Below are 14,153 nucleotides of genomic sequence, written 5' to 3' on the forward strand. Positions count from 1 at the left end.
GGCGGCATTGTCGGACCCGCCCGCTACGGTGCCGCCATGGCGAACTTCGTACTGGTGGCAGGCGCATGGCTCGGAGCGTGGGCGTGGGACGAGGTGGCGCCCGCACTGCGCCGGGCCGGCCACGGCGTGCACCCGCTGACGCTGTCCGGCCTGGCCGAGAAGCGGCACTTGCCCGTCGGGCGGCAGACCCATGTCCGGGACGTCGTAGGCGAGGTCGAGCGCCTCGATCTGCACGACGTCGTGCTGGTCGGGCACAGCTACGCGGGCATCCCGGTCGGCCAGGCCGGCGGGCGGATCGGCGACCGGCTCACCCGGGTCGTATTCCTCGACTCCAACGTCCCGGCCGAGGGGGAGTCGTTCGTCTCCACCTGGTGGGAGGGCCCGGCGAAGCTCGAGGCCGCCATCGCCGCGCACGACGGCCTCTGGGCGCCGATCACCGCTGCCGAGTGCGCCGGCCAGGGCCTCGGGGAGCGGCAGATCACCCGGTTCACGGCCGGCGCGACCCCGCACCCGGGCGCCTCCCTGGCCGACCCCGCCGTGCTGGTCCGGCCGCTGGAGGAGCTGCCGGCGACGTACGTCAAGTGCCTCCTCGACGGCGCCGAGCCGACCGACGACGTGGCCCGGCTGCTGACCGGGCCGCGCTGGCGCCGGATCGACATGGCCACCGGCCACTGGCCGATGTTCTCGCAACCGCAGGAGCTGGCCCGCCTCCTCCTGGACACGGCCGGGCGCTGAACCTCCTTGCCGGGGCAGCCGTCCGCTCGGCCGACGCCGGGTGGGCGCCCGGCCGTCCGGAGGCCTCCGCGGCGGCGCCGCCTGCGGCCGGGCCCGGCGGCGGTCCGGCTGGTCAGCCGGCGGGCGGGGCGGCCGAGGCCGACCTGGTCCGTGCCTCTCCCGGCTGTGCCAGGCGTTCCAGGACCCGGCTGCGCAGGAGCTCGTACTCCTCCCGGAGCCGGTGCGGCTCCCCGCGCGGCGGCCGGGGTATGACGGTGCCGCCCACGACCTCCTCCTCCGGACGGAACTGCTCGCGCGTCAGGTCGATCTCGACGCCCTCGCCGAGCCGGTTCCACCAGTGGTAGTCGACCCGCTCGCCGTCGACGTGGACCTCGCCGCGTACCAGCTCGCCGCCCAGCAGGTCGTTGAGGACGAGTGCGGTCACCCCGCACTGGTCGCGCGCCGGGTTGTCGTCGGTCCACCGCGAGCGGTACTCGGGGGTGCAGGTCTCGGCACTCCAACTGTCGCGTACGGCCCGCTCGATGTCGGCAAGAAGCAAGGATGTCATCCCGGCAGCCTGCCACCCGCCACTGACAACGGGCCGTCACGCCGACCCCGGGGTCAACCCGGACCACTCGCTCGACACGCCTCCAGCGGCCATGGACCCCTGCAGGGGGTCGGGTCGAGGGGGCCCGCCTCCCGGCTGACGGTGCGCTCACACCAGTCGCACAACACGGTCGCGCGGGCGCCTGCGGCCGCAAGGACACCGGCCGCGTGCCGGGCGGCTTCGAGCCAGTCGGGTTCTGTGACCTGCACGGGCGCACTGTCCAGTAGGAGCTTGCTGTTCCACAGGCTGAGTCCGGTGATCGCGCGGATCGCCCGGATCGCCTCCGACTTCCGGCATCCTGACTCCATGAGCAGCACTCGGAATCCCGGCTCTTCCACACACCCTCCTCTGCGGCTTGGAACCGGCCGGTAGGTGAACCATCAGCGGGCGACCCCATCTGACCCGCCGCCCTCCGTGCGCAGCTCCTCCCGTGCAGGCTACGGCCGGCACGGTCCACACCGCCTGGCAGGCCGCGCAGTCGTCGAACCGGCCCTCGTCGGCAATCCACACGCCCCGCACGCCGTGGCGAGGCCGTCCGCCAGGGAATCGTCGCAGTTCGGCGCCGCCCGGCCCCCGGTTTTCCGGCGTCCGGGTGCCCGTACGGGCGGATCGGCGATGGCGGGATGCGTGTGGTCCGTGTTGCGGTGAGTTCCGGGTTCGCCGCCGGTCTACCCTTCGAGCCATCGTCCCCGAAGGAGCGGCACATGACCGACGCGGCGTTTCTCGACCTCCGCCCCCAGGCCCGGATCGTGGCGCGGCTCGCGGCGGACCTCCCGGACGACCGGCTCGCCGATCCGACGCCCTGCCCCGGATACCGGGTCGGCGGCCTGCTCGCCCACCTGGCGGGTCTCGCGACCGCCTTCCGCGATGCCGCCCGGAAGGACCTCGGCCCGACGACCGCCACCGCCCCGGACGCCGGCTCCGTACCCGACCTGCCCGCCGACTGGCGGGAGCAACTGCCCCGGCTGCTCGCCGAGATGGCCGTCGCCTGGCGGGATCCGGCCGCCTGGACCGGCATGACCCGCGCTGGAGGCGTGGAGCTCCCCGGCGGGGTCGCGGGCGCGGTCGCCACCGACGAGCTGGTGATCCACGGCTGGGACCTGGCCCGGGCCACCGGCCGGCCCTACGACCCGGACCCGGCCGCGCTGCACGCCTCGTACGCCTTCCTCCGCGCGTCCGCCGAGGAGGACGATTCCGGCCGGGGCGAGATCTTCGGGCCCGTCGTGCCCGTGCCCGACGACGCGCCGCTGCTCGACCGGGCGGTCGGGCTCAGCGGACGCGATCCGCGCTGGACGCCGCCGCCCACCCCCTGAGCCGCCGCCCACCCCTGAGCCGCCGCCCACCCCCTGAGCGGCTTCCGCAGAACCCCGCCCCGCCGGTCCGAGGGCACCGCCGACAGCGCCCACCGGGAGCAGGTGCAACAGCCGGACGTCGTTGGTCGATACGGGGGCCGCCCGCCCGCTTGTTCGTGTCATCTGCCAGTACGGCGCCCGGACTTGCCCGGAGCAGACTTCTGCCATCGCCGCACCGGGCCCCCCTCCACACTCCGCCGGGGCCCGGTGCGGCCTGCATACGGGACGCATCACAGAACAGAGGGGGCGCACGTGAGCGTGCAGCAGCAGTACGACGGTATCGGCGAGGCGTTCGAGGGTTTCAAGTCCCTGCCGCTGATCCGCTACGGGGAAGTGCCGAGTTTCCTCGGCATGGTCGGTGACGTCAGCGGCAGGTCGGTCCTCGACGTGGCGTGCGGAACCGGCTTCTACAGCCGGGAGCTCAAGCGCCGCGGCGCCTCGGACGTGTTCGGCGTGGACATCTCCGTCGAGATGGTCGCCGCCGCGCAGCGGATCGAGGAGCGGGATCCGCTGGGCGTGCGCTACGAGGTCGGCGACGCCGCCGAACTCGAGCAGCCGGAGCAGCCGTTCGACATCGCCTTGGCGGTGCAGTGCCTCAACTACGCCTCCGACATCGCGGAGATGGAGCGCATGTGCCGCAACATCCACCGCAGCCTGGTGCCGGGCGGCGAGTTCTTCGTGTTCGCGCAGAAGCCCGACTACCGCTTCGACTGCCGGAGCCTGGACACGTACGGCTTCCGCTGCGAGCCGACGGGCGAGGAGCGGGAGGCCGGCCCGCTTGTACGGGTCACCGCGCTCCTCGACCCGGAGCCGATCAGCATCCTCGGCACGGTCCCCCGCCGCGACGTCTACGAGGGGTGCCTGCACCGGGCCGGATTCCGCGACCTGGAGTGGGTGCCGCTGCAGGTGTCCGAGGCGGGCATCGCCGCGTACGGGGCGGACTTCTGGGCCGACCTCCTCGCGCACCCGCCGCTGGAAATGCTCCGCTGCCGGGCCTGACCCCGCCCGGTGGTCCCGCAGGGCCCGGGGCTGCGCCCGACACGTCGGTCCACGTCCGTCGACGCGTCGGTCCACGCGTCGATCCGCCCGTCGATCGGGCGTCGATCATCCGTAGAACGCGTGTCGAACGCACATCGCCCGCCGCCTCCTAGCTTGGTCTCACGCCGCCCGGGACAAGCCGGAGGCCGCCGCCGGGAACGGCGGGCACACCACATCGAGGAGTTGTCATGGACAACGTCACCGAGCTGTTCGAGCTGGACATCGTCGAGATCGCCGCCCCCGTCGAGGACGTGCAGGGCGCCGAGGCCCAGGCCGCGACCGGCTCGTGGCCGTTCTACTGCAAGACCACCATCTGACGGACGGTCCGGCAGGCACTTCAGGTGAGGCGGCCCGGTCCTTCGGGCCGCCTCGCCCGGTTCCCGTACTTCTCCTGGAGGATCTCCGTGGCGGCACCCGCAACCCACCCGGGCGGTGACACCCCTGTTCCGCCGCTCTTCCGCTGCGCGGACACCCTGCTGTTCCGCGCGGCGGCCCGGGCGCAGGAGCCGCCCGGGGACCCCGGCGCCGACGGCGAGGCCGACGTGGACGGCGCGCCCGAGGCGGACCTGCGGGCCCGGCTGGGGGCCATCGCGGCCGACGCCCGGCTGCGGGAGGCGGTCTCCCTGGCGAGCCCGTCCCTGAGCCGGACCCTCGACGCGGTGGCCGCCGGTGAACCCGTCCGCCCCAAGCAGCTGCGCCGCGCGGTACGCGCCGTGGCCCGCTACCGGCTGCGGATGAGCGGCCGGGCCACCCCCTTCGGCACCATGGCCGGGGTGGCCGCCATCGGGTTCGCCGACGAGCCCGGCGCCCCGCAGGTCGCGTGGGGCGGCGGCCACCGCAAGGCGGTGAGGCCCGACATGGGGTGGCTCACCGAGGTCGTCGCCCGCCTGGAGCGGGAGCCGGCCGTGCTGCGGCGCCTGCGCGTCACGGCCAACGACCTGTGCTTCGTCCGGGGCGGCAGACTCGTCGTCCCCTACGTCCCCGCCCCGGGCGGGGGAGGCGCCCGCCCGGCCGCCCAGGAGGTCTCCGTGCGCGCCGGCGAGGTGGTGCTGCGCGTAGTGGAACGCGCCGTGCGGCCCGTGCGGTTCACCGACCTGCTCGACGAACTGACCGGCGCCTACCCGGCGGTGCCGCCCGCCACCGCGGAGCGGCTCCTCGCCGGCCTCGTCGGCTCCGAGGTGCTGCTGACGGAGCTGCGCCCGCCGCTGGACGGCGCCGACCCGCTCGGCCACGTGCTGTCGCTGCTCACCCCGCGGCCCGAGGGGCAGCCGCTGCCCGCCGCCGTCGCGGCGGTGGCCGGAGAACTGGCCGCCGCCCACCGCGAGCTGGCCGCCTACGCGGCGGCCCCCCTGGGCGGCGGCCTGGCGGCCCGTGACGCGGCGACCCGCCGGATGGCCGCCCTCCACCCGTCGGACCACCTTCTCCAGGTCGACCTGGGCCTGGACGTGGACATCCGGCTGCCCCCCGCCGTGCGGGCCGAGGTCGAACGGGCCGCCGAGGCCCTGTGGCGGCTGGCGTCGGCCCGGCCGGGCCCGGCCCACCTGCGCCAGTTCCACGAGGACTTCCTGGAGAGATACGGTGCCGGGCGGGCCGTGCCGCTCAAGGAGGCCCTCGATCCGGACACCGGGCTCGGCGCGCCGGCCGGCTACCGGATGCCCGCCACCGCCCGGACCCTGCGCGCGGTCGCGGACGATCCGCGCGACCCGCACGACCAGGACCGGCTGCTGGCCGAGCTGGCCCAGGAAGCCGCCGTCAACGGCGAGCGGGAGGTCGTCCTCGACGACGCGCTGCTCGAGCGGCTGGCACCGGACGAGGGCGACGCCCCGCCACCGCCCTCCTTCGAGATCCTGGCGCAACTGCTCGCCGACACCCCCGACGCGCTGGCCGACGGCGACTTCCGGCTGGTCGTCACCGGTGGAGCGCGTACGGCGGGGGCGCACGCCGGGCGCTTCGGATTCGTCCTGGGCGCCGACGACGCCCGCGTCACCGCACTGGTACGGCAGGTGCCCGGGGCGGCGTCGGGAGCGGTGACGGCGCAGATGCGGTTCCCTCCGCCGCGCGGTGCGACCGCCAACGTCGCGCTGGTGCCGCGCCGACTGGACCACACCATCACCATCGGTGCCTTCGCGGACCGCACAGCGGGCCCCGGGCGTGCGGACCTCGGCGTGTCCGACCTGGCCGTCGTCGCCGACGTGCACCGGCTCGCCGTGGTCGCGCCGCGGCTGGGCCGGGAGGTCGTACCGGTCGTCCCCAGCATGCTCGCGACGGTCTGGCACGCGCCGAACGCGGCCCGGTTCCTGCACGAGGTGACCGAGAACGGCCTGCCTGCCTGGCCGCGCTGGCGCTGGGGCGCCGCGGACACCCTCCCGTACCTCCCCCGGGTCCGGCGCGGCCGCACCGTCCTCGCCCTGGCGCGCTGGCGCCCGACGGACCCGGCCCTGCAGGACCGGGCGACCGCCCCCGCCGACTGGGACCGGCGCTTCGGCGCCTGGAGGGCGCGCTGGCGCGTCCCCGACCTGGTGGAGAGCGTCACCGGGGACAACCGCATCGCCCTCGACCTGCGGCGCCCCTTCCACCGCGCGCTGCTGCGCGACGAGTGGCTGCGCCGCCCCGGCGGCGTGCTGCAGGAGCTTCCGGAGAGCTGCGGCCACAACTTCGGCTGGCTGGCGGCCGGTCCCGCCGATCCGGCGGCCGGCGAGCCCGCGCAGCCGGGCGGCCCGGGCCGTGCCCGCCGGGCCGGGCGGGTCAACGAGATCGCCTTCCCGCTGGTCCGCGCCTCCCGCCCCGGTGCGCCCCCGGCGCACCGCCCGCTCCGGCCCTCCTCCGCACCCGTGCCCGTCTCCGCCCCCCGCCGTGGCCGGACCGCCCACGGCCCCGGCTCCCGGTGGCTGTACGCCAAGGTGTACTGCGCGGCGGAGCGCCAGGACGAGATCCTCACCCGGTGGCTGCCCGGCCTGCTCGAGGACCTGCCCGGCGCCGTGGACCGCTGGTTCTACGTGCGCTACCGCGACCCCGGCGCCCACCTGCGGCTGCGCTTCCACGGCGGAGCCACCGCCCTCACCGGGGACCTGCTGCCCCGCCTGGGCGCCTGGACGGAGCGGCTCGCCACCGAGGGCCTCGGCGGCCGGCTGGTCCTGGACACCTACGAGCCCGAACTCGAACGCTACGGAGGGCCGGAGGCGCTGACCGCCGCCGAGCACGCCTTCCACGCCGACAGCGCCGCCTGCCTCGAACAGTCCGCGCTGCTCGACCGGGGCGGACTCGACCTCGACCGCACCGTGCTGACCGCACTCGGACACGTCGACCTGGCCTGCCGTGTCGCGGGCGGCCCCGAAGGGGTCCGGCACCTGATCGACCGCCCGGCACACCCGGGATCGGCCGAACCCTCCCGCGCCGCGAAGGACCTGGCGCGCAGGCTCACCGATCCGCTCGGCGGCTGGCAGGAGCTGCGCGCCCTGCCCGGGGGCCCCGCCCTGCTGGCCTGCTGGGAGCGCCGGGCGCCCGCGCTCACCGCGTACGGGGAGCTGCTGCGCCGGCTCGGCGCGGGCACCGGACCGCTCGACGCGCTGCTGCACATGCACCACAACAGGCTCACCGGCATCGACCGTCCCGCCGAGGAGCGCTCGTTCGCCTTGGCCGCCGCGGCGCTGCGCAGCCGCCTCGACCGGACCCGGGAGGCCCGGTGAACCCCGCGGGAGCCGACGCGCTGCGCGAGCGGGCGGCCGAGGTCGTGGCGGGCGTCGCACGGCGGCTCGCGGAGCCCGGCGCCGTCCCGGCCCGGCCGGTGTCCGCCTTCCGCGCCGCGAGCCTCAGCGACGGCGCCCCCGGAATCGCCCTGCTCCACGCAGAGCTGGCACACACCGACCCGGCGCACCGGACCGCCGCCCACCTCTGGCTGCGCCATGCCGCCACCCTCGCCAGGCAGGCGGCGGCGCCCGGACGGCAGGGGCTGTACGGACCGCCGGCCGCGCTGTCGTACGCCCTGCACCGGGCCGCCGACGGCCCCGCGCAGGCCCAGGGCAGGCAGGGCGCGGCCCGCGCCCACCTCGCCAGTGTGGTCGCCGACACGGCGCTCGCCCGGGCCGAGCGGGAGGAGCAGCGCCTCGCCGGTAACCAGGGCTGCACCACGTTCCCCGCGTACGACGTGGTCAGCGGGCAGGCGGGACTCGGCGCGCACCTGCTGGAGCTGGGCCGGCCCGCCGAACCCGCCCTCACGCGGCTGCTGCGGTCGCTGACCGCGCTGACCCGGCCGGTGCGCGTGGACGGCCGGGAGCTGCCCGGCTGGTGGGTGGCGCTCGACGGCGCCTCGTACCGGCCGGTCACCCCGGCGGAGGGCCACGCCAACATCGGCATGGCCCACGGCGCCCCCGGCCCGCTCGCGCTGCTGGCCCTGGCCTGGCGGCAGGGAGCGCGGGTGCCCGGCCAGCGGGCCGCGATCACCCGCCTCGCGCGGTGGCTGCTCGCCCGGCGCCGGACGGACGGCTCGGGCGCCTGGTGGCCCGGCCAGCTGTCCCTCGGGCCCGAGCGGCCACGGCCGGGACGGCCGTCCTGGTGCTACGGCACCCCCGGCATCGCCCGCGCCCTCCACCTGGCGGGCCTCGCCCTGGACGTACCCGAATGGCGCGAGGCCGGCGTCGAGGCACTGCGCTCGGCCCTGCGCCGCGCCGCGGCGGACGGGGCGGGGCCGGACGAGCCCGGGCTCTGCCACGGACTGGCCGGGCTGCTCCAGACGACCTGGCGCACCTCCCGCGACAGCGGCGACGCCGAGCTCGCCGGACACCTCCCCGCGCTGGCGGCCCGCCTCCTCGACCTCGCCGACGACGCGGCGCCGTTCGGCTTCGCCCCCGCCCCGGGGGAGCGCCCGTCCGAGGAGCACCCGGGCGGCTTCCTCACCGGCGCGGCCGGGGCAGCGCTCGCCCTGCACACCTTCGCCACCGGCACCGAGCCCGCCACACGCTGGGACCGCGCCCTGCTCCTCGCCTGAGCCCGGCGCACCGGTCCGCGCCGCCCGCGAACGGCACCTGCTGCCGTCGCCCCCTGCGCCCCGCCCCCCCGTAGGACGCCGCCCACCGCGCCTCCCCGGGCGACCGCGGCATCCGCACACCCCCGTACCGACACACCGACGTACCCGACAGAGAGAAGAGACCCATGGACCGGGAGGAACTCACCCGCTGGGTGGGCGACACGGACGCCTTCCTCGACGACCGCTGGCAGACCGCGCCGGCCGTCTTCCGGCACGGCCCCGGCACCGGACCGGCCGCCCCGCTCACCCTGGAGGAGGTCGACACCGCCGTCGCCGGAGGGCTGCTGCGGGTACCCCACCTGGAAGTCGCCCGGGCGGGCGACCCCGTGCACTCCTCCCGCTACACGCGCACCCGCACCGTCGCCGGGGTCACCACCCCCGGGTACGCCGACCCGGACCGGCTGCGCCGGCTGCTCGCCGAGGGCGCGACGCTCGTCCTGCGCAACGTCGAGCACTGGCACCCGGCCACCCGGGAGCTGACCGGCCGTCTGGAAGAGGAGCTCGGCCGCCGCGTAGAGGCGTTCTTCTTCGTCACCCCGCCGGGAGCACAGGGCCTGGACCTGCACCGGGACGACGCCGACGTCCTGCTGCTCCAGGTGACCGGCAGCAAGCGGTGGACGGTGCGCGACCGCCCCGACGGCCCCGACTGGAGCCCGGGCGCCACCGGCGACGCCGGCCCGGTGCTGCTGGCGGAGACCGTACGCCCCGGCGAGGTGCTCTACATCCCCCGGGGCTCCGCCCACGAGGCGGTCGGCGGCGACGGGCTCTCCTCCCACCTCTCCCTCACCATCCGGGAGGTGGGGACCCAAAACCTCTTCGCCGCTCTGCAACGCCTGCTGCTGGACTCGCTGCCGCTGCCCGCCCGGCCCCTCGACGACGCCGCCCTCCTCGCGACCGCGGAGCTCCTGCTGGAGCGGTTCCGGGCCCGGCTGCCGGAGCTGACCGCCGCACAGGTGCTGGCCCACGCCCGCTCCGCGCAGCGCGCCGACGGCGCCGTCCCCGGACTCGGCGCCGACCCGGGGCTCGCGGCACTGGCAGAGCGGCTCGGCACCCCGCACGGCCCGGCGGCGAGCGCAGCCGCATGAGCGGCGCCGAAGCCCCGGCCGCACCCGCGGCCCCCACTCACACACCCCCCGCGCCGGGCTCCGCCGCACCGGGCCCCGGACCCGGCCCCGGACCCGCCTCCGAAGCGGCACACGGCCCCGGGCCGGTGGGTGCCCCCGGAGCCGCGACCGGTGCGCCCTCCGGGCTGCGCCTGCTGCTGACCCGCCATCTGCGCCCGCACCGGGGCAGGCTCGCAGCGGGCGCCGCGCTGGCGCTCCTCGGCGGCCTGGCCGGCCTGGCCGAGCCCATGGCGGCCAAGGCGCTCATGGACCGGCTGGCCGCCGGGGACCCGCCCACCGCCTCCGCGCTCGGCCTGGCCGCCCTCGTACTGACGTCCGTCCTGGTCACTGCGGCAGGCTCGTACCTGCTGGAACGCACCGCCGAAGGCGTCGTACGCACCACCCGCGAACGCCTCGCCGCCCGCGTGCTGCGCCTGCCGGTGCCCGACATGGACCGGCAGCGCCCCGGCGACCTGGTCGCCCGGCTCACCTCCGACACCGCCCAGCTGAGATCCGCCGCCGGCCAGGCCCTCGCGATGTGCGCGACGTCCGCCCTCATGGTCCTCGGCGGCCTGGCCGCGATGCTCCTGCTCGACCCGGTCCTGACGGCCGCCACCGTCGCCGTCATCGGCACCGTCTGCGGACTCGGCGCCCTGACCCTCCCCCGGATCGGCCGGGCCGCCCGCCGCTCCCAGCAGGACACCGGCGAGCTGGGCGCCGTCCTGGAGCGGTCGCTCGGCGCCTTCCGCACGGTCAAGGCCAACGGCCTGGAACGGCAGGAGACCGAAGCCGCCCGCGACGCCGCCCGGCGGGCCTGGCGCAGCGGGGTGCGCGCCGCTGGCTGGGAGGCCGTCGTCGAGGTCACCTCCGGGCTCTCCGTACGGCTGACGTTCCTGACCGTGCTCGGTCTCGGCGGCACCCGGGTCGCCACCGGGCGGATGAGCATGTCCGAGCTGGTCGCGTTCCTCTTCTACATCCTCTTCGTCGGGCCCCTGCTCACCCAGCTCGCCGGGAGCGCCGGCCTGCTGCAGCGGGGCGCCGCGGCCGCGCTGCGCATCGAGGAGATCGAATCGCTCGGCACCGAGCCGCTCGCGGACCGGCCTCCCGAGCCCCCGGCCCGGGGGGCCGCACCCGCGGCGCTGGAGCTGCACGGCGTCCGCTTCGGCTACCCGGGCCGCGCCGCGACCGTCCTCGACGGCCTGTCGCTGGACGTGCCGGCGGGCGGCCTCACCGCGCTCGTCGGCCCGTCCGGCGCAGGCAAGAGCACGGTGTTCGCGCTGCTGGAGAGGTTTCACGAGCCGCACTCCGGCCGGATCGTGCTCGACGGCCGGGACGTGCGGGAATGGGCGCTGACCGACCTGCGGGCCACCATCGGGTACGTCGAGCAGGACGCCCCGGTGCTGTCGGGGACGCTTCGGGACAACCTCCTGCGGTCCGCACCCCGGGCCACCGCCGGGGAGCTGCGCGCCGTCCTGGCGATGACCCGGCTCGACGTCCTCCTGGAGCGCCTGCCCGACGGCCTCGACACCGAACTCGGCCACCGCGGCACCGCCCTGTCAGGCGGTCAGCGCCAGCGCGTGGCCATCGCCCGCGCCCTGCTGCGCCGCCCGAGGCTGCTGCTGCTGGACGAGGCGACCTCGCAACTGGACGCCGAGAACGAACGGGCCCTGCGCGACGCCGTCGCCGACATCGCCCGGGAGACGACGGTCGTGGTGATCGCGCACCGGCTGTCCACCGTCACCGGCGCCCGCAGGATCGTCGTCGTGGAGGCCGGCCGGGCCCGCGCCGCAGGGACCCACCGGGAGCTGCTCGCGACGGACGAGCTGTACGCCCGGCTGGTCCGCACCCAGCTGCTCGACCACTCCTGACGCTTAGGACGGCCACGGCGGCCGGCGCGCAGCCACTCCCGGGGGCGGCGACGAAGCCCCCCCGCCCCGGTCCCGCCAGTTTCCCGTCCCCCTCCGGCGAAGTGCACGAGCAGTGAGCGCCCGCCGACGGACCCGGGGGCGCAGGCGGGTGTCCGCGGCCCGTTTCCGGGGACACGCCGAGCGTGAGCGGTCGCGGCGCGCATGTGCGCGGCGGCCCGTGGCAACGGATGGACGGAGTCGACCGATGACCGACCCCCAGGGCAAGGCGCGCAAGGACGAGCTCAACCGGCAGCGCAAGCGGGAACAGGAACGCGAGCGGGCGCAGGGGCACCGGCCCGACCCCGGCCGGGATGCGCAGACGGCCCCGCAGGACGCGCAGGGCTCCCGGAAGGAACAGCAGGGCGGCTGAACCAGCCGACCCGGCCGCCACCCCGCTACCCGGCTCCCTCACCGTCGACGGTGACGCCCAGGCGGCCCGCCACCGCGGTCAGGGCCGCACCCAGGGGAAGCGCGACCCGCGTGACGGCATGCGGGTCGCCGCGGGTGGCGTCCCGGTTGACGATCAGCACCGGCTTGCCGGCCCCGGCCGCGTGGCGGACGAACCGCAGCCCCGACATCACCGTCAGCGAGGAACCGAGGACCAGCACGGCGTCCGCCCCGTCGACGAGTGCCCGGCAGTGCGCGACCCGCGACGGGGGAACGGCTTCACCGAAGAACACCACGTCCGGCTTGAGGACGCCCCCGCACCGCGCGCAGGGAACGACCCGGAAGTCCGCGACCTGCTGGTCGGTGAGGTCGGCGTCGCCGTCCGGGTTCACCGCGGCGGCCACCGGCGCGAACCCCGGATTGGCCTCCTCCAGCCGCCGGGCGAGCTCCCGGCGAGGGGTGGAGGCGTTGCAGGACAGGCAGACGACCCGGTCGAGGCCGCCGTGCAGCTCCACCACCCCCTCACTGCCGGCCGCCTGGTGCAGGCCGTCGACGTTCTGGGTGATCACGCCCGCGAGCAGCCCGCGCCGCCCGAACGCGGCCACCGCCCGGTGCCCGGCATTCGGCCGCGCCCGGCCGAACGTACGCCAGCCGAGGTGGCTGCGCGCCCAGTAGCGGCGCCGCGCCCCGGCGCCCGAGACGAAGTCCTGGTACGTCATCGGCGTGTGCCGGCTGAGGCTGCCGCCCTCGCCGCGGTAGTCGGGGATGCCCGACTCCGTGGACAGCCCCGCCCCGCTCAGGACGAGCACCCTGCCGGCGGCGAGCACATCGACGACGGGCCCCAGGTCCGTCGTGCCGGGGGGCAGGTCCCCGGCCGGGGTCCAGGTCAGGGTGGGACGCATACGCATGCCGCCAGGCTACGCACGACCGCCGCGATCCGCCCCGCGCGGGGACGGGCGCGCCTCCGTACGCCCGGACCGATTCCGTGACCGCGGTCGGCGGCCGCCGACCGCGGTCCGGTAGCGTCCGCTGCATGACCAGTCTGGATGCGCTCGTCCGCCTCTGCCCGCCACCCGCCGAACGGCGCGCCGCGGTGGAGTGGGCGGCCGTCGAGCGGGCCCTCGGCACGGCTCTGCCCGCCGATTACAGGCAGCTCGTCGACACGTACGGCGACGGCGTCTTCGACGAGGCGGTCTGGCTGCTCGTCCCCGGTTCGGCCCACGGCGACTGCGACCTGCTCGCGCAGGCCGCCGAGCGGGGCGAGATCCTCGAAGGCCTGTGGGAGTTCGAGGCCAGGCCCGCCGGCCTGGAGGAGGCGGGGGCCAGAGTGCTGCCGTGGGCGTACGAGGAGGGAACAGGGGCGTTCCTGTACTGGCTGGTCCGGCCGGGCCGGCACCCCGACGAGTGGACCGTGCTCTACAACGAGGGCCGCGGCCCCCTCTGGGAGCCGCACGCCACCGGTTGCGTTCCCTTCCTCCTGGCGCTCCTCAGCGGAACAGCCGAAACGGCGTACTTCGAGTACCTCCGCGAGGACGCGGAGCCGCCCGAACACCACTTCACCACGGCCGACGAGGCGTTCGGACCGCCCGTACCCGGCTTCCCGCAGCCCGCCCCCGGCTCCCTGACAGGCGCCGGGCCCGTCGAACGCCCCGGGATCATGCCGGGATGACGACGACCCCCGGTTCCGGCCGGCCCCCGGCGGCCGACGCCGAGCTTCAAATCGCCCACCTGCGGGCAGCGGACGAGACCCAGGCCACCGCGGTAGTGCGCTGCATACGCGGGCCGGTCCGCCTCGGCGCACGCTTCCACCGCCTCCGTGACGCCCCGGCGCCGATCGACCTGGAGCTCACCCTAATCCTCTTCTACGGACGCCCGGTCGACGCACTCGACCCCGCCCACACGGCTCTCGTCACTCTTCGCGGCGCAGGCACCACCCTGCTCGGCCCGGACCACAGCACCGTCGGCCGACACACACTCCAGGGCACCAACCCGCCGCCGTGACCAGGACCCCCGCTTTCGCGG

Annotated in this window: 14 protein-coding genes; 11 read left to right on the forward strand and 3 right to left on the reverse strand. The window is 76.4% G+C overall.

Going from position 1 to position 14,153, the window contains the following annotated elements; all coding sequences use genetic code 11:
- Positions 1-36: 36 nt before the first annotated feature.
- Positions 37-735: an alpha/beta fold hydrolase gene (locus IE170_RS14495; protein WP_189809773.1), complete on the forward strand. Its 699-nt coding sequence runs from the start codon at positions 37-39 to the stop codon at positions 733-735.
- A 112-nt stretch (positions 736-847) separates the two neighbouring features.
- On the opposite strand, the gene IE170_RS14500 is transcribed toward IE170_RS14495, so the two are convergent.
- Together IE170_RS14500 and IE170_RS14505 are read right to left on the reverse strand one after the other, a co-directional pair.
- Positions 848-1,282, reverse strand: a complete 435-nt coding sequence (locus IE170_RS14500; protein WP_189809774.1) for a YunG family protein — start codon at positions 1,280-1,282, stop codon at positions 848-850.
- A 53-nt stretch (positions 1,283-1,335) separates the two neighbouring features.
- A complete protein-coding gene (locus tag IE170_RS14505; RefSeq protein ID WP_308428393.1) occupies positions 1,336-1,659 on the reverse strand; it encodes a ribosomal protein L7/L12 in 324 nt (107 codons plus the stop codon).
- A 366-nt stretch (positions 1,660-2,025) separates the two neighbouring features.
- Here IE170_RS14505 and IE170_RS14510 point away from each other — a divergent pair, with 366 nt between their 5' ends.
- From IE170_RS14510 to IE170_RS14540, 8 genes are all read left to right on the forward strand, one after another.
- Entirely contained in the window at positions 2,026-2,634 is a 609-nt protein-coding gene (locus IE170_RS14510; RefSeq protein ID WP_189809775.1) for a TIGR03086 family metal-binding protein, read from the forward strand.
- A gap of 291 nt (positions 2,635-2,925) precedes the next feature.
- The gene (locus IE170_RS14515; RefSeq protein WP_189809776.1) at positions 2,926-3,672 is read left to right on the forward strand and encodes a class I SAM-dependent methyltransferase; all 747 of its coding nucleotides are present in this window, start codon (positions 2,926-2,928) and stop codon (positions 3,670-3,672) included.
- 227 nt (positions 3,673-3,899) lie between these two features.
- On the forward strand, positions 3,900-4,028 hold the full coding sequence (locus tag IE170_RS33180; protein WP_263407000.1) for a hypothetical protein: 129 nt from the start codon (positions 3,900-3,902) through the stop codon (positions 4,026-4,028).
- Between the two features lie 87 nt (positions 4,029-4,115).
- Positions 4,116-7,397 carry a lantibiotic dehydratase gene (locus tag IE170_RS14520; RefSeq protein WP_189809777.1) on the forward strand — a complete coding sequence of 1,094 codons (3,282 nt, stop codon included), beginning with the start codon at positions 4,116-4,118 and terminating at the stop codon, positions 7,395-7,397.
- The gene (locus IE170_RS14525) at positions 7,394-8,695 is read left to right on the forward strand and encodes a lanthionine synthetase C family protein (RefSeq protein ID WP_189809778.1); all 1,302 of its coding nucleotides are present in this window, start codon (positions 7,394-7,396) and stop codon (positions 8,693-8,695) included. The genes IE170_RS14520 and IE170_RS14525 overlap by 4 nt, the downstream gene beginning before the upstream one ends.
- 164 nt (positions 8,696-8,859) lie before the next feature.
- Positions 8,860-9,819, forward strand: coding sequence for a JmjC domain-containing protein (locus IE170_RS14530; protein ID WP_189809779.1), 960 nt, complete (start codon positions 8,860-8,862; stop codon positions 9,817-9,819).
- The gene (locus tag IE170_RS14535) at positions 9,816-11,705 is read left to right on the forward strand and encodes an ABC transporter ATP-binding protein (RefSeq protein ID WP_189809780.1); all 1,890 of its coding nucleotides are present in this window, start codon (positions 9,816-9,818) and stop codon (positions 11,703-11,705) included. The genes IE170_RS14530 and IE170_RS14535 overlap by 4 nt, the downstream gene beginning before the upstream one ends.
- Before the next feature lie 244 nt (positions 11,706-11,949).
- Complete coding sequence (locus IE170_RS14540; RefSeq protein WP_189809781.1) at positions 11,950-12,114, forward strand: hypothetical protein; 165 nt, start codon at positions 11,950-11,952, stop codon at positions 12,112-12,114.
- A 25-nt stretch (positions 12,115-12,139) separates the two neighbouring features.
- On the opposite strand, the gene IE170_RS14545 is transcribed toward IE170_RS14540, so the two are convergent.
- On the reverse strand, positions 12,140-13,039 hold the full coding sequence (locus IE170_RS14545; RefSeq protein ID WP_189809782.1) for an NAD-dependent protein deacetylase: 900 nt from the start codon (positions 13,037-13,039) through the stop codon (positions 12,140-12,142).
- Between the two features lie 125 nt (positions 13,040-13,164).
- On the opposite strand from IE170_RS14545, the gene IE170_RS14550 reads away from it, so the two are divergent.
- Positions 13,165-13,800, forward strand: a complete 636-nt coding sequence (locus tag IE170_RS14550; protein WP_223856418.1) for an SMI1/KNR4 family protein — start codon at positions 13,165-13,167, stop codon at positions 13,798-13,800.
- Entirely contained in the window at positions 13,797-14,132 is a 336-nt protein-coding gene (locus IE170_RS14555; protein WP_189809783.1) for a hypothetical protein, read from the forward strand. The genes IE170_RS14550 and IE170_RS14555 overlap by 4 nt, the downstream gene beginning before the upstream one ends.
- Positions 14,133-14,153: the final 21 nt, after the last annotated feature.

This window comes from Streptomyces toxytricini, from assembly GCF_014649915.1.
GTDB lineage: Bacteria > Actinomycetota > Actinomycetes > Streptomycetales > Streptomycetaceae > Streptomyces > Streptomyces toxytricini.

Coding starts and splice junctions, on each gene's coding strand:
- IE170_RS14495 (WP_189809773.1), top strand. CDS start 37: ATGGCGAACTTCGTACTGGTGGCAGGCGCATGGCTCGGAGCGTGGGCG.
- IE170_RS14550 (WP_223856418.1), top strand. CDS start 13,165: ATGACCAGTCTGGATGCGCTCGTCCGCCTCTGCCCGCCACCCGCCGAA.
- IE170_RS14500 (WP_189809774.1), bottom strand. CDS start 1,282: ATGACATCCTTGCTTCTTGCCGACATCGAGCGGGCCGTACGCGACAGT.
- IE170_RS14555 (WP_189809783.1), top strand. CDS start 13,797: ATGACGACGACCCCCGGTTCCGGCCGGCCCCCGGCGGCCGACGCCGAG.
- IE170_RS14540 (WP_189809781.1), top strand. CDS start 11,950: ATGACCGACCCCCAGGGCAAGGCGCGCAAGGACGAGCTCAACCGGCAG.
- IE170_RS14530 (WP_189809779.1), top strand. CDS start 8,860: ATGGACCGGGAGGAACTCACCCGCTGGGTGGGCGACACGGACGCCTTC.
- IE170_RS14510 (WP_189809775.1), top strand. CDS start 2,026: ATGACCGACGCGGCGTTTCTCGACCTCCGCCCCCAGGCCCGGATCGTG.
- IE170_RS14535 (WP_189809780.1), top strand. CDS start 9,816: ATGAGCGGCGCCGAAGCCCCGGCCGCACCCGCGGCCCCCACTCACACA.
- IE170_RS33180 (WP_263407000.1), top strand. CDS start 3,900: ATGGACAACGTCACCGAGCTGTTCGAGCTGGACATCGTCGAGATCGCC.
- IE170_RS14545 (WP_189809782.1), bottom strand. CDS start 13,039: ATGCGTATGCGTCCCACCCTGACCTGGACCCCGGCCGGGGACCTGCCC.